Source organism: Corynebacterium sp. KPL3927, from assembly GCF_040225835.1.
Taxonomy (GTDB): domain Bacteria; phylum Actinomycetota; class Actinomycetes; order Mycobacteriales; family Mycobacteriaceae; genus Corynebacterium.
Window position 1 is genome coordinate 33,162 of record NZ_JBEHGD010000007.1, and the last position, 15,785, is coordinate 48,946.

A 15,785-nucleotide genomic window follows, 5' to 3' on the forward strand; every position below is an offset into this window, starting at 1 on the left:
AGAGCATAAGGGGTGCGACGCCATCTTTCCAAAATGCTCTAAATTAAGCATGACGATCGTGACGTTTTACCAGGTCACGGCTTTTATGCTTCTGACACATGGTGACGCCACATGCCACCGATACCACCATTTCCCAAAATGCGAACATGTTTTCGAGCGCCTCAACCTACATCAAGATTTCGCAGTGTGCTCTATGTCACATTTTTACAACATGTCTCTCCCCTATAAAAAGGTCTGAGTGAAAAGCACGCAGAATAAGTATGGAAGGGGTAAAAGTAGTCGTTTATCCAGCTCAGCAGTGGTTTCGCTCCATACTTATTTTTTTGGGCGACACAGCGAAAATAGGTATGCGCAGGTCAGAGGGGGTGGAATCTCTCCTATTTTCATACTTATTTTTCCGGCCCCGAGGAAAAAGTATGGAATCTCGCAGAGACTGACCTGCGTGTTTGGAAAAGAGGTATGAGAAAAACACCCGCTGAGCTGCGCATACTTATTCTGCGGCAAAATAAGTATGGATTCGGAGGAACACACACGCCCGACGATGCAACCGGCATCAAAAATGACCTTTTAGCAATTGCGTTCGATCGGCCTGTGTTCTGTACCCCTTCCCGTACCGGATAATAGCGGGTATAGTGGAGTATGCAGGATAGCCCTGCTGTCTTTTGCTAGGCGTGTTATGTCCATGAGGTTTTTGGACTTGGAGTCCAGCTACTTTTTGGACTCGGAGTCTAGGGACTTTGTGGACATAACAGACTTAGGCCATATTAGTGCACACCTTGGTTCCCTGAACCCAGCCGTCTCAGCAGTTCCGTGACGTCATCAGGTACCGGCGAAGCAGCATGGATCGTCTGCCCCGCCACCTGCACCTGGAAAGTCTGGTACCTCCGCAACGTCCGCACCAGCCGCTTCAACGACAACCCCGAGCGCTCCTCCAGCAGATGCCCCACAGCCATCGCCGCCATCACCACACTTAGGTGCGCCTCGATGGATTCCCGCTTGTGGTGGTAGATCGGCCAGGCCTCGAGATCGGACTTCGACATCCGAAACGCCTTCTTAAATCTTCAACATCTGCCGGTAGGCGTGGATCACCTGTTCGGCAGGCAGATCCACCCGGGACGTCTGGTACCCCTTGAGCTCGGCCAGGGCCTTTTTCTTGGTCACCAACGCCCAGTTGACCTGCTTATTCGGCGCCTTGAGATCCACGAACCGGTTGCGCTTGACCGGCAACTTCCCGGCCACGGCCTTCTCCGCTTTGGCGACCTGCTCATCAATACCCTTCAACGTGCGGCGTGCTCTGTCTCAGGAGTACCGGTAGTAGGTGACCGAATGCGGCACACCGCCTGGGCCACGGCCCGTCCGGTCGGCTCACGTCCAGATCTGCTGGTCCTCATAGTCCTGGCCGGGGTTGTTCTTGCGCCACTGCGCCACCGGATAGGGGATGTCGTTGAATTTCACTCCGAGGATGCAGTGCAGGCCGGCCTCGATGATCGAGACCTTGTTGCCGGCAGAGAACATCCCGGCGTCGACGACAACGGTGACCTCTTCCACGCCGTAGGCGTCCTGGACGTTTCTGATCATAGGAAACATGGTGCGTGTTTGAGCCATGTTCCCCCTCAAACGCACCCACGGCCAGCGGGAAGCCCCGGGCATCCGCCAGCAGGCCGACGGTGATCTGCGGCTCGAGCCTGCGTTTTTGGAAAAGCCCGGCTTGCGGAACTTATCGCCCTCATCGGTTTCAAAGTACACGGTGGTCACGTCGTAAAGAACCAGGACACCGGGTGCGATCCCGGCATGGTTCGCGCAAGCCTGGGTAAGCCGGTCGCGGAAGTCGTCGGTGGCGTAGGCCGGCAGGTGTCGTTGGATGGTGCGGTAGCTGGCGAAGGCCACACCGAGTTCCGCCAGTGTCTCAATGCTGTCGACCTTCGATCCTGCCTGCACGATCCGGGCGGTGACGAGGTCAAAAACACCTGATCATCCCTGGTACCTCATCGAAACCCAGCTCGCTGTACGCGGCACGGATGATCTCGAGGAGGCGGCCGGCGCGCTCGGAGGTGATCGGCACCGGCGCATCGGCGGATCCGCTGCCGGCGGGTGTGGTGTCCACACCAAGATCCAGGCTCACCTGGTCGCCGTCAAGAAGACACTGGTCCTAGGCCTAAAGCAGCGCAAGATCTTCGTCGGTGCGCGCCGAACCGAGATGTTTCATGGTCTTGGCGCCGCGTTTCTGCGAATACACGACCTGCACGGCAGTCGACCCGAAGGCGGTGCGCACGGTGCGGATATACGGGCTCATGAAAATCAATCTAACCGCCCACCCCGAAACCCACCCCCTTAGTGCACACTTTCCACCCGTGGTAGCCATGAATCTGCTGGTCTACGTGTCAATATGCAATACCTCACAGCAAAAAGGCCCAAGTCGGGTTTCTTTCTATTGGTCAATTGGTTTAAAGTATGTTTTGCGCCACTCTCAACGCTCTTCTTTCGCTTTTCGACGCCCGTTTGCCCACCCTCTTTGAAAGCAGGTCACCGCCATGCCCGAGCACTCAAGCCGTGAAATCCTCGACAAGACCCAGGCCGGCCGAATCGTCGACGCCGCACGAATACGCGGCGGAAAGACGTGGGAGGACCTTGCCGAGGCCATCGACAAGCCGCTGGTTTGGGCCACGGCCGCCCTGCTGGGTCAACACCCACTGAGCGCTGCCGACGCAGAGGCCATTGGCACCCTGCTTGACCTCGACAACGACGTCGTCGAGTCCCTCCAACTCCAGCCCTACCGCGTGGCCTCCCCCGACCTCGCCTCCGACCCGACGATCTACCGCTTCCACGAGGCGCTCAACGTCTACGGCCCCGCCTTCAAGGCATTGATCCACGAGGAGTTCGGCGACGGCATCATGTCCGCCATCAACTTCAAGGTCGACTTCTCCCGGCGCCCGGACCCGGATGGCGACCGCGTGGTGATCACCCTCGACGGCAAGTTCCTCGACTACCGGTGGTGAAGGTTTGGTCTGAAGCAGTCCGCTCCCTTCCGACCAACGCCGAAACCGCCCGGCAAAACCCAGGCCGGCCGAACACGAAAACCGCGTTGGACTGAAGCAGTCCAACCCGGATTCGGCAGGTTCGCAGGAGCTGCTTGCCCTCGCACACCCGCTGAAGCTCGAAACGCAGCTGCGCCTCGGACGGCGACTGCACGGGGAGGAACGACGCCTCGCGGTAGCGCCGCGATGCGGCTCTGCCGCGTCTGTACGGAGATCTACGACCCCAAAAGAGTTTTCATCCGTGAGTGATTAAAGAACTTCGCCCCTTGCTTTCCCCTGTCTCGGGGCCAGTCGGGGCGATCGTCGATTTGCCATTCGCCCGAGCGACTTCAGGTTTGAGCTGCGACAGATTCCACCGTCTTAAGTTACATCTAGCGTTACATAAGGCAGTTTTAGCCAAAAGGCTAAGCCCCCACCAGCGTTTCTGCTGGTGGGGGCTTACCTTAGTAGCGGGGGCAGGATGCAAAAGATGTCGCCAGCCACGTAGAAGCTGTGGAGCCTGGACAGGGCGGCACAGGCTCTGCAGCAGGTCGGGCTGATCGCAGCGAAAATGCCGGAGCTCATCGACGCGGAAAACCGTCACCTCACGAGCGCAGTCGAGAGCCTGAAAACGCCGCTGCAGAGCATGGCTCAGCTGCTCATGGTCGTGGTCGAGATGGTGGAGGGACCACTGAGTCTCAGCGACGACGCCGTAGCCAGGCTGAGCGTCAGCGTCGAGAAGCGGCTCAACGCGCAGCTGAGCGGACAGCTGCGCACACAGTTGAGGGAGATGGTGGATTGGAATTTTAGGGAACTGACGCCGGAGCTTCAGCGTACCGTGTCCGATGGACTGGAGTGTCTCGAGGGGAGGCAGCGGGCGCTTGCTCGAGAGCGTGAGGAGTGGGACAAGACTATCCAGGCTCTTGCTCGGGAGCGGGAGCGCTTCGATGCTGAAAACGCCTGGCGGTGTACATGGTGATTTCCGTGATCGTGGGCTGCGTTGCCACTACTGCCGTTTTCGGTTTCGGGTGGGGACTGCTGCAGGCGCTGGGATTGCCTGACGGTATCGGTGGCATGTGGGATCGTGCCTGGGGTGCTGATGATGGTGCTATCGGCATTGCCGGGGGTCTCGGAGTGCTTTTCTCCACAGTGAGCGTAATTGCCGTGCTGGGCTGGGTTACCCGTAGGCTGTGGACTGCACACGATGCCTGGCGCCCATAGTCAGCACCGGTCACCGTCGTGATGCCCTGCGTGCTATCTCATCCATCCGGCTATCTGCTGCGTGCTGATAGGCCATTGCTACACTGACACTACTATGCCCAAGGCGTGCCATGATCTCGGCCAGAGTAGCGCCTGCCTGGGCGAAGCGCGTGCCCGAGTAGTGACGCAATGAGTGAAAGTGTAAATCCTCTCTACCTGCACTTTTACGAGCAGAAAGCCAGTGATAGCGCACGCCTGCGTACGTGATCTCTGTCAATTTTTGTCCAGGCTCCACAGCTTCTACGTGGCTGGCGACATCTTTTGCATCCTGCCCCAAAAAGGACACAGTCCTGACGCCCGCGATTGATTTAGGTCCGTTAATCAATCGCTTACCGCCCTTGAGGGTCACCACCCCTTTCGTGACAGCAATCACGACGGCATCAACGTTGTTATTTTCATCCTTGATGATGGTGACATCGTCGGTGGTGAGAAGCAGAATTTCGCCGATACGCAGACCAGCAGCAGCCGCGATCAAGATGACATGCCGTAGCTCAGAAGGAAAAGCCCTGATGATTGCGTGAAGTTCATCATCAGTGGGAGGTGAAACATCAACACCCGTCTTGGCCTTGCTGCCCCCTCGAATGGTGCACGGCTGGCGTGGTATTAGGTCATCCTCCAGCGCAGTCTTCAGCACCGATTTAAAAAAGTCGTATTGGCGCGCCGTGGATGTCTCCTTACCGTCGGCGATGTTCCGTGAGTACCACTCACGCACACCGTCGCTTGTGATAGCCGTGAGGGGCGTTTCTGCCCACTCTGCCAGGCGGTCGTCTAGGTATCGCTCGTATTCCTCACGGGTGCGTGCTGAGAGAGGCTGCCCTCGCCGATTGGTGCGGTTAGCGATCCACCGCTCTGCATACTCCCTAAAGTGGGGATAGTGACACGTTCTATCGGCTTCGACGGATCTACCCAGCGCCCCTCGATGATTGCTGTGCGCTGAGTGGATAGCCAAGCTCGCGCCTGTGTCTTGGTGTCAAAAGTGTTGGGCGCTTTATACCGCTCCCCCTCGTGCGCACCGCGCTCTAAAGCGCCCAGACGGCAGCTTATCGATGATGCCCCAAGACTCACGTGACATGGTTTTTGCTCCTTTATTCCCGTGGTACCTGCGTGGTACTCCAATACCAGATTCCAACAGATTACAGCGGATTCCAGCGGATCAAAATAGCTTTTACCCTGCCCGTTCGGGTTCACTACCAGCATACTACCACTGGTTCGACCCCAGTTGGAGGAGCAGACTACATCCCGCCCAGCATTGCGCTGACCGGGATTTTTCGTATACGCCACACAGCTCGAGTTCAGAGGGTTGCGGAAGATACAGGTTAAGTACAACGGGGACAGGAAAAGGGGCCTAGCCAATCAAGGCTAGGCCCCTTCCCTACTGCACTCTATGCGCTCGCCGCAGGCTCAGGGAGCGCTGAGCGAGCGTCAACGAGTAATTAGTCGTTGATGTAGAGGTACTGCTTGTTCACGAACTCGTCCAGTGCGAAGACGGAGAGCTCGCGGCCGAAGCCGGAGTTCTTAACGCCACCGAATGGCAGTACTGGGGAGAAGTACTGGCCCAGGTTGACGTGAATCATGCCGGTTTCGATCTGGTCAGCAACCTTGGTGGCGCGCTCGGTATCATCGGAGAAGACGGCACCGCCCAGGCCGTAGTTGGAGTTATTGGCCAGCTCTACGGCTTCCTTCTCGGAGGAAACCTTGTAGATCTCTGCTACTGGGCCGAAGAACTCTTCGTAGTAGGAGTCGGAACCGACGGGGACATCGGTAAGCACGGTCGGCTCGTAGTACGCAGCGGTCTCGTGCAGGTTACCGCCGGTGCGAACCTTAGCGCCGTTGTCCACAGCGGTCTTGACCTGCTTGTCCAAGTTCTCTGCTGCTTCGCGGGAGGACATTGGGTAGTACTGGTTCTCGCCCGGCTGGGTTGGGTCAGCCTGCTTCATGCCCTCAGCAATGCGGACCATTTCATCGACGAACTCGTCGTAGATGTCTTCCATGACGATGATGCGCTTGTTGGAGGTGCAAGCCTGACCAACGTTTTCGATGCGCTTGACCCAAGCTTCCTCGGCAGCCTTGGTGATATCGGCTGCATCCAGGATGATGTAGGGGTCGGTACTGCCAAGCTCCAGCACAACCTTCTTCAGGTTGCGGCCAGCGATCTCGGCCACGGCGGCACCGGCGCGCTCGGAACCGGTCAGGGATACGCCCTGGACGCGCTTGTCCCCGATGATCTCTTCAATCTGCTTGTGGTCGGCGTACACGTTGATGTACACGCCCTCTGGCAGGCCAGCCTCGCGGAAGATCTCCTCGATGACTGCAGCGGACTTCGGGGTAATTTCGGCGTGCTTCAAGATGATGCAGTTGCCGTTCATCAGGTTCGGGCCGGCGAAGCGGGCGACCTGGTAGAAGGGGTAGTTCCACGGCATGATGCCCAGCAGGGTACCAATGGGCAGGCGGCGGAGGGTGGCCTTGCCGCCTGGCACGTCAACCGGCTGGTCCTTGTTGTGCTCTGGGGCGTTGTCTGCATAGAACTGCAGGATGTCGCCGGAGAAGTTAATTTCCCACTCGCCTTCTGGGGTGGACTTACCCATCTCCTGTGCGGCAATCTTGGCCAGCTCGCCCTTGCGCTCCTTGAGCAGTTCCGCGGCGCGGGACACAATCTTGGCGCGCTCCTCAATTGGGGTCTCGCGCCAGGTCTGGAAAGCCTCGTTGGACTTAGCCAGAACCTCTTGGATCTGCTCATCGCTAAAGGTGTCGAATTTCTCTACTACTTCATTGGTAGCGGGGTTAGTTACCGCAAAATCCTTGGACATTATTGGATCCCTTTCTAATTGGATTCTTGGAACTAATGTGGCGACGAACACAGTCTGTGTGCGCCTGCCACAAGAGTACTTAAAGTTCTAGTGACGTGTCACCCATGAAAGTGGGTAATTTGTTTTAGGAGGCCGCGACGACCGAGCCATCCTTCATCTTGATGCCCTCATCCTGCTTCATATAGGTGGCATCGCGGGTGAGCATCTGGCGCACCGCCTCCTCGTTCTTCTGGATTTCCGCCTCGAGCGCTTCCGAGTCTTGGCGGAGGAGGTCAAAGCGCTCCTGCACCAGCGGTGCCTCCATTTGCAGGATGGGGCGCATGACGGAGTCGGCCACGCCACAGGCATCGGCGACCTCATCGCCGTGAATGATGCGCACGTGCGCGGCGGTCCAGTCCGCCAAGGTGTCATCGGGCATGCCCGTGAGCTCCTTGGCGTTGACGACGAAGCCGTCCATGAGGGCATCAACAAGCTTGCGGGCCGATTCGTTGATCTCGCCGTCGACGGTGTGGATGGCATCCATGGTCTCCTGGGAGGCCTCTACCCCATCTTCGCCTTCGAAAAGGTCCGCGGAAATGCCCAGCATGCGCCCGGCAATCTTCCACAGGTAGAACGCGTCTTTTTCTTCTTCTGCGGTAAGCTTCCAGCCCATGTTGCGCAGGCCAGCGTATGGAATGTAGGTGAAATCAAACCAGGTGCGCAGCATGTCGAACTCGCTGATCGGAGCACCGTAGTGGGAGTAATCCAGCTCCTTGCGGGTGTGCACACGCCGCACGTGGGCGTGGATGGCGCGCACCATGCCGGTGTGAATGAAGCCTTCGCCGCCGGGTTGCAGCGCATTCGGCAGGTAGAGCGAATAGGTCCAGTTGGTGGTGTAGGCAAGACGCTTGACGGCGCCATCGGTAAGCTCACCGGTGTTGACCAGCAGGTCCGCGATCGCCGGGGTGGAATAGGTGTGGACCAGCGAGCCCGGGCCCAGCGCCAGGCCGTGGCTGAGCGGCGGGATGGACAGGTAGACGCGGCGGCCGCGCTCCAGCTTTTCGGCGTCGATGCCGTCAAGTGCCTTGGTCATGTCCTCAATAAGGACGGCAACCTCGGGGAAGGTGTCCTCATTGGCGGTGCCGCGCGCGAGGGCATCGCGCAAGTTAGGCATGATTTCCTTGACAGTGTGTCCGCTGGTAAACAGCGCATCGGCCACCGGGTCCATCTTCCAAAAAGCCTCGTGGTAGCGGTCCGCGCGCTCTTGGCCAAAGGTGGCGATAAATTCATCCTTATCGCCGCGGCCGGCAGGCCACTCGCCTACGGTGCCTAGCGACATAGTGTTAGTCATGGTGTTCTCCTCTGAGAATGTTATGGGGGATGGGTTAGCTGCGAGCTTCTTTAGAGTCATCGTGCAGCGTGTAATCGGACTTGGTCTCGGGCTCGTTTTTCACGATGTGTGCCTTGATCACCGCGGTGACATCGGACCATGGCGGCTTATTCTTATTGGCGCGCTTAATCTTTGCCTTTTGCGCACCCGGCAGCTTGTCCCGCAGGCGCGCAACCTTGGCTTCAGCGCGCGCGGCGCCCCGATACAGGATGGCCCACGGCTTGTAGTTCACCTTTTCCCAGCGCGTGCCCTTAACCATGAACTTGGTATCTTCCACGCCGCAAATGGTGGTCAGCGCACCAAGCGCCATCTTGGGAACCAGCGGGTGGATGGTTTCTAGAATGCTCATTAAGGCGGTGGCCACGCGCTCGTGATAGGTGGAGGAATACCCGCCATTGGCGTAGATATAATCCGTCATCTTGCGCATTTCATCGCCAGTCTTGGGGATGAGGCGCTCTTCGGCACCCATCATATAAAGGATGTATCCCCAGTACTGAGCCACATCGTCCCAATCCTGGCCGGAGTGCGGGCGGCCAAAGCGCTCGTCGATGGCCAACGGCATCATCCCGAACCAGCCCTCACCGGAGACCAGGAAGCTGGAGCCGATCGGCCGGCCGAATTCGTTGTAGTGCTCCTTGCCCCACATCTTTTCCAAGCCGCGATTGGCCTGGGAGTGCAGCAGGCGCACGCGCACGGCGGCCTTGCGGCCTTCACCGAAGCGGTCGAAGACGTCCTTCTTGCCCAAGTCCGTGAAGAATTGCGCCGTTTCAATAGAGCGCTGCATGGCCTTGAACTCGAACATCCCGGTCTCACCCGTGGCCGCCGAGGTGCGGTCCTCCATCGTGGTGGCCCAGTACGCGAAGGCAATAGCCAAAACCTCTGAGGTGCGGGTGACGTTGTAGTAGGCCACGCGGCCGCGTTCTGCGGCCTCGAGGTCCAGCCATTCCGGAATGCGGTCTACCTCTTTAAAGAAGTCCACCAGTTCCGGGGCTGGGTCCTCTACCGTCTCAATGCCGTGATTGAGCGCCTGCTCAAACTTTGCGCGCGATTCCTTGGCACCGTCGCGGCGGAAGGCCTCCGCCAACTTTTCGCCGGTCTCGTCGGTCTGCCACATGTGGTCATCGAGAAGCTTGGTTTGCAGACTATCGTAGCCTGCCCACTCATCTTCTACCGTGTGCCAAGAGTCAAAGACATTGTGCCGAAGCTCCGACCAGCCTGGGGCCGCGGTGCGACGCTTCGGCGCCGGGCGCAGGTCCATGCCATCGCGGTAGAAGTAACGGAAATCCTCATAGGGATTATCGGACATGGGCAGGACCTTTGGTTCCGCCTGCGACGTGTTGGCAACGTCAGAGGTATCTGTGGGAGCAGTCATTGTGTTTTATTCCCTTCCTTATTATTAGGCCTTGGTAACTAACAGCGAATACAGCAACTAGTTCCGGCGGGCTTCCTTAGAGTCATCGTGCAAAGTCCACTCGGCCTTGACGTCTGGCTCATGGTTGTTGATGTGCTCTTGTACTTCTTCCAACGCATTGATCCACAGCGGGCGACCTTGCGCGGCGTTGTGCTTCTTGTATTCCTCCGCGCCAGGCTTTTCATCGGCTTCGCGAGCTTCCTTTGCCTCCGCGCGCGCCTTGGCTTCGAAGTCTTTGGCAGCCTGGGAAAAGTCCATATCGGCCCAGCGGGTTCCTTCCACCATGAACTTGGTGTCCTCTTCTCCTACCAGCGTGGCCAGCGAGCCCAACATTTCTAGTGGAAGGTCTGGATTCATCTGTTCCACGATGGACATCAGCGCCGTAGCCACCCGCTGGTGGTACGTCGAAGAGCGCCCGCCGTTTGCGTAGATGAAATCAGTCATCTTGCGCATTTCATCGCCGGTCTTGGGGATAATGCGCTCTTCCCCGCCCATCATGTACAGCACATAGGCCCAGTACTGGGCCACATCGTCCCAGTCCTGGCCGGAGTGGGGGCGACCGAAAAGTTCGTCGATGGCCAGCGGCATGAGCGCAAACCAGCCTTCGCCGGAGACCAAGAAGCTGGAGCCAATCGGCCGCCCGAATTCGTTGTAGTGCTCCTTGCCCCAGAGTTTTTCCAGACCGCGATTGGCTTGAGCGTGCAGCAAGCGGACGTGGACTGCGGCCTTGCGGCCTTCCCCGAAGCGGTCGAAGACGTCCTGTTTACCTAGGTCCACGAAGAACTTGGAGGTCTCCAGTGCACGTTGCATGGCCTTGAACTCGAACATCCCGGTCTCGCCGGTGGCCGCAGAGGTGCGGTCTTCCATGGTGGTGGCCCAGTAGCCAAAGTTGAAGGTGAGAAGGTCCGCGCTCGGTGTGGCATTGTAATAGGCAACGCGCCCGCGCTCAGCGGCTTCAAGGTCGATCCAGTCCGGGATGTTATCGACCTGTTCGAAGAACGCCACCAATTCCGGCGATGGATCCTCAACGGTCTCGATGCCTTCATTCAGCGCCTGCTCAAATTTGGCGCGCGATTCCTTTGCACCATCGCGGCGGAAGGACTCCGCTAAAGCAGCGCCCTGCTCATCGGTTTGCCACATGTGATCATCGAGCAAACGTGTTTGCGGGGTGTCATAACCTTCCCACTCATCATGGACAGTGTGCCAGTGATCGAAGATATTGTGACGCAGGGTAGACCAACCAGGCTTGTCCACGCGGCGTTTCGGCGACGGGCGCAGATCCATGCCATCGCGGTAGAAGTAACGGAAATCCTCATAGGGATTATTGGACATGGGCAGAACCTTTGGTCCCGTCCGAGTTTCGGTAGGAGCAGTCATGGGGAGTAAACAACCTTTCCAATCTTGGTGCTACACCACACATATTTCCTATCTATGTGGTCCAGTTCACCATTTAGCTGTGTCCGTAAGCTTATAGAGAGATTGCCCTCAACTGCAATGAATTTTTAATCCAATTTTCTGAGAAATTACCGGCCGCCAACGCCGCCGCTACACCCGTCTTCACAGGACCTATCCCCTCCTGCGCAAATAGCAAAAATGGCAATCTTGGCAGATTTTGCAAACCTGTTGCCCGCTCACCCCATTTAGGTGTACTAAGCGCACACATGTCCGCTATGCGAACGAATTTGTAACCTATATCTCTCTTCAGGCTGTACCATGACGTGCATTACATACTGTGAATTGGCAATAAACCACAGCCACGAAAGTGAGGTCTATTCACCCCTATGCCTAGTTCCCCTTCCCAACCCGCACCCCAGCTTGCCGATGCCCCCTCCACCACCGCCACAGTGCAAAACGTCACCGCCGTTGCCGATGACCTTGCGGTCATCGAATTTTCGCTGGACGGTGATGCTCCGCTCGCAGATTACTCCCCCGGCTGCCACGTCGATATCACCCTCCCGGGAGCAAATGGCGAGATGCTTACCCGGCAATACTCGGTTTTTGAGCTGACCGGTTCCTCTTCGCCTGCCGCTGGCCAACAGGAACGGCCAACGTACGGCGTCGCGGTCAAGCGGGAAGAAAACTCCACGGGTGGATCGATTGCGATGCTGAAACTGCGCTGCGGGGATAGTTTTGAAATCTCGCGGGCATTTAATAACTTCGAGCTCGTGGCACACGCCGGCTACTACGTCTTGGTTGGCGCCGGCGTAGGCATTACCCCCATGCTCTCGATGGCCCAATCCCTCGAGCGCGAGAACAAGCCGTATATCGTGCTCTTTTTCGCACGCGATGAACACCACGCGGTGCTGCTCGAGCAATTGCGCGACACCTGCGGCGATAAGCTCATTGAGGTCTCTGGCCGCCCGCGCGAGAAACAAGCAGATATCTACCGGCATCTGCTGGGCCAAGCACCGAAGGAGACGGCCTTTTATGTCTGCGGCCCGCAAGGCTTCATGGATTCCGCCAAAGAAGTCGCGCTCGAGTATCTGCCCGAGCATGCCTTCCACTGGGAGAACTTCCACCCCGATCTCAAAGCACTGTCCGGTGAGAAAAACGCCGGGGCCGGCGATGGGCCATTCGAAGTAGAATTTTGCGGCGAGACGGTAGAAATTCCAGAGAATAAGACGGTCCTAGAGGTCCTCGAGGAACTCGATCTGCCCGTAAAATCGCGCTGCTTGGAAGGCACGTGCAGCACCTGCATCATGCGCGTGGTCGACGGCGAACCAGATCACCGCGATTCCGTCTATGACGCGGAAATGTATGCCGATGGCGCCTTCGCACCGTGTGTCTCCCGCGCACTAAGCCCCAAGCTCACCTTAGAGCGCTGGCGGCAATAACCCTTCGCTCCCCCACCCTGGCCGGGAGTGGGAGCGAAGGGGGAAGAAGGGGGCATCGGCAAGCGCGGCACAGCTCTAAAGGGCGCGCACCATAATCACGCCGATGATGACCAAGACCAAGCCGATGATGCGGTGCAAAGGCGGCAAGCCACGCTCGGCATTACCCCAACCCAGCGATTCAATGACCTGGCCGCAAATGATTGAACCTACTAGCGAGCCGATAACCGTCGTGCCGGTGCCAATCATGGGCGACAGCGTCGCGCCGCCCACCACAAAGAGCGCGCCGAGCACACCACCAAGCCACATCCACCAGGGCCCGGGTGCGATGCCGCTCAAAAGGGCGCGGCGAGGAGCCTTCCACCCCAGGGTGAGCAGGGCCAATAAAATCACGCCAACGCCCAGGGAAATCACGCTGGCGGGCATGGGGCTGTGCAACGCACCTCCCAGGTAGCCGTTAACGGCTGTTTGGGTAGCTGAGCCCATGCCGATGAGCACGCCGAAGACACGCCACAGCCACAGCGAAAGCCCGGTGGCTTGTGCGCGGGTGGTGACGGCACCCCGGCCTATTTCTAATACCAAGGCGATGCCACCCACCACAATGAGGGCACCGAGGACGCGCAGCGGGCCGACCGGCACCAGCGGCGATTCAAAAAGGCCGGTCAGATCATAAATTAGGCCCATCGTCACCTGACCCAAGATGGGAAGAATGACGGTCTCTACGCTGCCGATGCGCGGGAAGAGCAAGATATTTCCCACGATGAAGGCCACGCCCATAAAACCGCCGAGCCACACCCACCACGGTTGCGCGGCCGCCAGCGCCAGGTCCGGTATCGCGTCACCGGTGACTATCAGCGCGAGTATGGCGGAGACGGCAAAGCCGATAATAAAGGAGAAGAACCCGGCAGCGATGGGCGAGCCCACGGACTCGCGCAGACGAGTATTAATGGCCGTTTGCGCCGGCACGATGGCGCCGACCAGCATGGCGGCGATAACCAACATTGTTGTTCCTTCCCCACAGGTTTGGGTCTAAGCAAAGCCTGGGACTAGGCGTGACATAGAGCTATAAATTTAGAGACTTAAAATGCAAAAGAGTGCAGGCCAGCACAAAGCGGAACCTGCACTCTCTCGCTAGAAGGAGCCGGGGTTAGTCATCCGTAGGGATGGAGTCGGTACCTTCCAGCAGCTTGGCAACGTAACCAGTGTTAAACTCGCCGCTGCGGAACTTCTCGCTATCAAGCAGCATGGCTTGGAATGGCGCGGTGGTGACAACGCCTTCTACCTGCAGCTCGTCGATGGCGCGCAGCATACGGGTGATGGCCTCATCGCGGTCTTCTGCCCATACGATGAGCTTGCCCACCATAGAGTCATAGAACGGCGGGATGGTGTAGCCCGTTTCGATGTGGGTATCCATGCGCACACCGAAGCCACCTGGCACGCGGTAGTGTTCGATCTTGCCCGGCCGCGGCGCGAAGTTCTGGTTCGGATCTTCGGCGTTGATGCGGCACTCGATGGCGTGGCCACGGATTTCCACATCATCCTGGGTAATGGACAGCTTCTGCCCGGAGGCAATGCGCAACTGCTCCTTGATGAGGTCCACACCGGTGATCATCTCCGTTACGGGGTGCTCCACCTGGATGCGGGTGTTCATCTCGATGAAGTAGAACTTATCTTCGGTGTTATCGAAGACGAACTCGATGGTTCCGGCGTTCTTGTACTTCACCTCTTTACACAGGTTAATCGCGGCTTCCTGCATCTCCTGGCGCAGCTCATCAGTCAGCACTGGCGAAGGGCCTTCCTCAATGAGCTTCTGGTTGCGGCGCTGCGAGGTGCAGTCGCGCTCGCCCAGGGCGACGGCGTTTTCTCCATCGGCCAGCACCTGGATCTCGATGTGGCGGATATCCGTCAAGAAGCGCTCGATGTAGACCGACGGGTCATTGAACGCGGACTCTGCCTCGTTCATGATCTCGTTGAGGTCCTTTTCCAGCGTGTCCTCGGATTCCACCACGCGCATACCGCGTCCACCACCGCCGGCGGCTGCCTTAATCAGCAGCGGGAAACCGGTGTTATGGGCAACCTCGAGGGCCTCATCGAACTCGGTGACCACACCGTCGGAGCCCGGAACGGTGGGAACACCGGCGGACTTAGCGATGCGCTTAGCCGCGATCTTGTCACCCATCAAGCCGATGTGCTCAGCCGAAGGGCCAACAAAGCCGATCTCTTCTTCTTCCACCATGCGGACAAAGTCCGGCTTCTCGGACAAGAAGCCGTAGCCCGGGTGAATGGCATCCGCCTTGTACGCCATGGCTGCGGAGATAACCAGCTCAGGGCTGTTGTAGCTCTTGGAGACATTCGCTGGGCCGATGCATACTGCTTGATCGGCGAGCTTTACCGGCAAGGAGTCCTTATCGCCTTCGGAATAAGTAAGGATGGACTTGATGCCCAATTCCTTGCAGGCGCGAATGATACGAAGCGCAATCTCACCGCGGTTAGCGATGAGCACGCTACCTAATAGATCTGACATATTTTCCTCCAGATCGATTACTTCGGCTGGATGACCATGATGGGCTGACCGTGCTCCACGGCATCCTCGTTATCAACGAGGATTTCCTTCACGGTGCCGGCAACCTTGGACTCGATGTTGTTCATCAGCTTCATGACCTCAACGATGCAGAGCACCTGGCCAACCTCGACCTCGTCGCCCACCTTGACGAACGGATCTGCGCCTGGCTTCGGAGCAGCGTAGAAGGTACCGACCATGGGAGCCTTCACGATCTCGCCCTCTGCGGAAGGCTCACCGGAGCCGGAAGCCTTGGGCTCTTCCTTCGGTGCTTCCTCTTGTGCAGGAGCAGGCTTGGACTCAGGCTCAGCGGCAGGCGCGGAAGCCGGTGCGGCTTCCTGTGCTGGTGTTGTTGCTGGAGCTGCGGCCGGAGCGGCTTCCGGAGCCGGCGCCGGGCGGTTCAGGCCGCCCGGGGTGCGGGACATCGCGAGCTCGACATCGCCGTACTTAATCTGCAGCTCTTGGATGTCATCAGAAAGGTTGGCCCACTTCAGCAGGGACTTCAGGTCGTGCAAGTTGGTGGAATCAGTCAT

The 15,785-nt window shown here is 58.3% G+C and carries 13 protein-coding genes and 1 pseudogene; 4 read left to right on the forward strand and 10 right to left on the reverse strand.

The window, feature by feature from the left end; genetic code table 11:
* Positions 1–764: 764 nt before the first annotated feature.
* A pseudogene (locus ABRP86_RS05250) lies at positions 765–2,293 on the reverse strand (IS1634 family transposase).
* A gap of 238 nt (positions 2,294–2,531) precedes the next feature.
* Here ABRP86_RS05250 and cynS point away from each other — a divergent pair.
* From cynS to ABRP86_RS05265, 3 genes are all read left to right on the forward strand, one after another.
* Complete coding sequence (cynS, locus tag ABRP86_RS05255; protein WP_023023344.1) at positions 2,532–2,996, forward strand: cyanase; 465 nt, start codon at positions 2,532–2,534, stop codon at positions 2,994–2,996.
* A gap of 589 nt (positions 2,997–3,585) precedes the next feature.
* On the forward strand, positions 3,586–3,993 hold the full coding sequence (locus ABRP86_RS05260; protein ID WP_023023346.1) for a hypothetical protein: 408 nt from the start codon (positions 3,586–3,588) through the stop codon (positions 3,991–3,993).
* Positions 3,987–4,235, forward strand: coding sequence for a hypothetical protein (locus ABRP86_RS05265; RefSeq protein ID WP_023023348.1), 249 nt, complete (start codon positions 3,987–3,989; stop codon positions 4,233–4,235). Before ABRP86_RS05260 ends, ABRP86_RS05265 begins: the two co-directional genes overlap by 7 nt.
* Before the next feature lie 10 nt (positions 4,236–4,245).
* On the opposite strand, the gene ABRP86_RS05270 is transcribed toward ABRP86_RS05265, so the two are convergent.
* From ABRP86_RS05270 to ABRP86_RS05290, 6 genes are all read right to left on the reverse strand, one after another.
* Positions 4,246–4,986: a tyrosine-type recombinase/integrase gene (locus ABRP86_RS05270; RefSeq protein ID WP_051138363.1), complete on the reverse strand. Its 741-nt coding sequence runs from the start codon at positions 4,984–4,986 to the stop codon at positions 4,246–4,248.
* Between the two features lie 56 nt (positions 4,987–5,042).
* Positions 5,043–5,471: a hypothetical protein gene (locus tag ABRP86_RS11650; protein WP_502879643.1), complete on the reverse strand. Its 429-nt coding sequence runs from the start codon at positions 5,469–5,471 to the stop codon at positions 5,043–5,045.
* 236 nt (positions 5,472–5,707) lie between these two features.
* Positions 5,708–7,081 carry an NAD-dependent succinate-semialdehyde dehydrogenase gene (locus ABRP86_RS05275; protein WP_349862874.1) on the reverse strand — a complete coding sequence of 458 codons (1,374 nt, stop codon included), beginning with the start codon at positions 7,079–7,081 and terminating at the stop codon, positions 5,708–5,710.
* A gap of 124 nt (positions 7,082–7,205) precedes the next feature.
* Positions 7,206–8,411 (reverse strand): oxygenase MpaB family protein, encoded by a 1,206-nt coding sequence (locus ABRP86_RS05280; protein ID WP_349862876.1) that lies wholly within the window; start codon positions 8,409–8,411, stop codon positions 7,206–7,208.
* Between the two features lie 34 nt (positions 8,412–8,445).
* A complete protein-coding gene (locus ABRP86_RS05285) occupies positions 8,446–9,822 on the reverse strand; it encodes an oxygenase MpaB family protein (protein WP_349862878.1) in 1,377 nt (458 codons plus the stop codon).
* Positions 9,823–9,879: 57 nt separating this feature from the next.
* Complete coding sequence (locus ABRP86_RS05290) at positions 9,880–11,238, reverse strand: oxygenase MpaB family protein (RefSeq protein WP_349862880.1); 1,359 nt, start codon at positions 11,236–11,238, stop codon at positions 9,880–9,882.
* 404 nt (positions 11,239–11,642) lie between these two features.
* Between ABRP86_RS05290 and ABRP86_RS05295 the strand changes: the two genes are divergently transcribed.
* Positions 11,643–12,695: a PDR/VanB family oxidoreductase gene (locus ABRP86_RS05295; protein WP_349862881.1), complete on the forward strand. Its 1,053-nt coding sequence runs from the start codon at positions 11,643–11,645 to the stop codon at positions 12,693–12,695.
* Between the two features lie 75 nt (positions 12,696–12,770).
* Here the strand turns inward: ABRP86_RS05295 and ABRP86_RS05300 are convergent, their stop codons facing one another.
* The 3 genes from ABRP86_RS05300 to accB form a co-directional block, all read right to left on the reverse strand.
* Complete coding sequence (locus ABRP86_RS05300) at positions 12,771–13,694, reverse strand: DMT family transporter (protein ID WP_349862883.1); 924 nt, start codon at positions 13,692–13,694, stop codon at positions 12,771–12,773.
* Between the two features lie 145 nt (positions 13,695–13,839).
* Entirely contained in the window at positions 13,840–15,216 is a 1,377-nt protein-coding gene (gene accC / locus ABRP86_RS05305) for an acetyl-CoA carboxylase biotin carboxylase subunit (protein ID WP_005284133.1), read from the reverse strand.
* Positions 15,217–15,233: 17 nt separating this feature from the next.
* Complete coding sequence (gene accB / locus ABRP86_RS05310) at positions 15,234–15,785, reverse strand: acetyl-CoA carboxylase biotin carboxyl carrier protein (RefSeq protein WP_023023367.1); 552 nt, start codon at positions 15,783–15,785, stop codon at positions 15,234–15,236.

Coding starts and splice junctions, on each gene's coding strand:
- cynS (WP_023023344.1), top strand. CDS start 2,532: ATGCCCGAGCACTCAAGCCGTGAAATCCTCGACAAGACCCAGGCCGGC.
- ABRP86_RS05260 (WP_023023346.1), top strand. CDS start 3,586: ATGCCGGAGCTCATCGACGCGGAAAACCGTCACCTCACGAGCGCAGTC.
- ABRP86_RS05265 (WP_023023348.1), top strand. CDS start 3,987: ATGGTGATTTCCGTGATCGTGGGCTGCGTTGCCACTACTGCCGTTTTC.
- ABRP86_RS11650 (WP_502879643.1), bottom strand. CDS start 5,471: ATGCTGGTAGTGAACCCGAACGGGCAGGGTAAAAGCTATTTTGATCCG.
- ABRP86_RS05275 (WP_349862874.1), bottom strand. CDS start 7,081: ATGTCCAAGGATTTTGCGGTAACTAACCCCGCTACCAATGAAGTAGTA.
- ABRP86_RS05280 (WP_349862876.1), bottom strand. CDS start 8,411: ATGACTAACACTATGTCGCTAGGCACCGTAGGCGAGTGGCCTGCCGGC.
- ABRP86_RS05285 (WP_349862878.1), bottom strand. CDS start 9,822: ATGACTGCTCCCACAGATACCTCTGACGTTGCCAACACGTCGCAGGCG.
- ABRP86_RS05290 (WP_349862880.1), bottom strand. CDS start 11,238: ATGACTGCTCCTACCGAAACTCGGACGGGACCAAAGGTTCTGCCCATG.
- ABRP86_RS05295 (WP_349862881.1), top strand. CDS start 11,643: ATGCCTAGTTCCCCTTCCCAACCCGCACCCCAGCTTGCCGATGCCCCC.
- ABRP86_RS05300 (WP_349862883.1), bottom strand. CDS start 13,694: ATGTTGGTTATCGCCGCCATGCTGGTCGGCGCCATCGTGCCGGCGCAA.
- accC (WP_005284133.1), bottom strand. CDS start 15,216: ATGTCAGATCTATTAGGTAGCGTGCTCATCGCTAACCGCGGTGAGATT.
- accB (WP_023023367.1), bottom strand. CDS start 15,785: ATGACTGATTCCACCAACTTGCACGACCTGAAGTCCCTGCTGAAGTGG.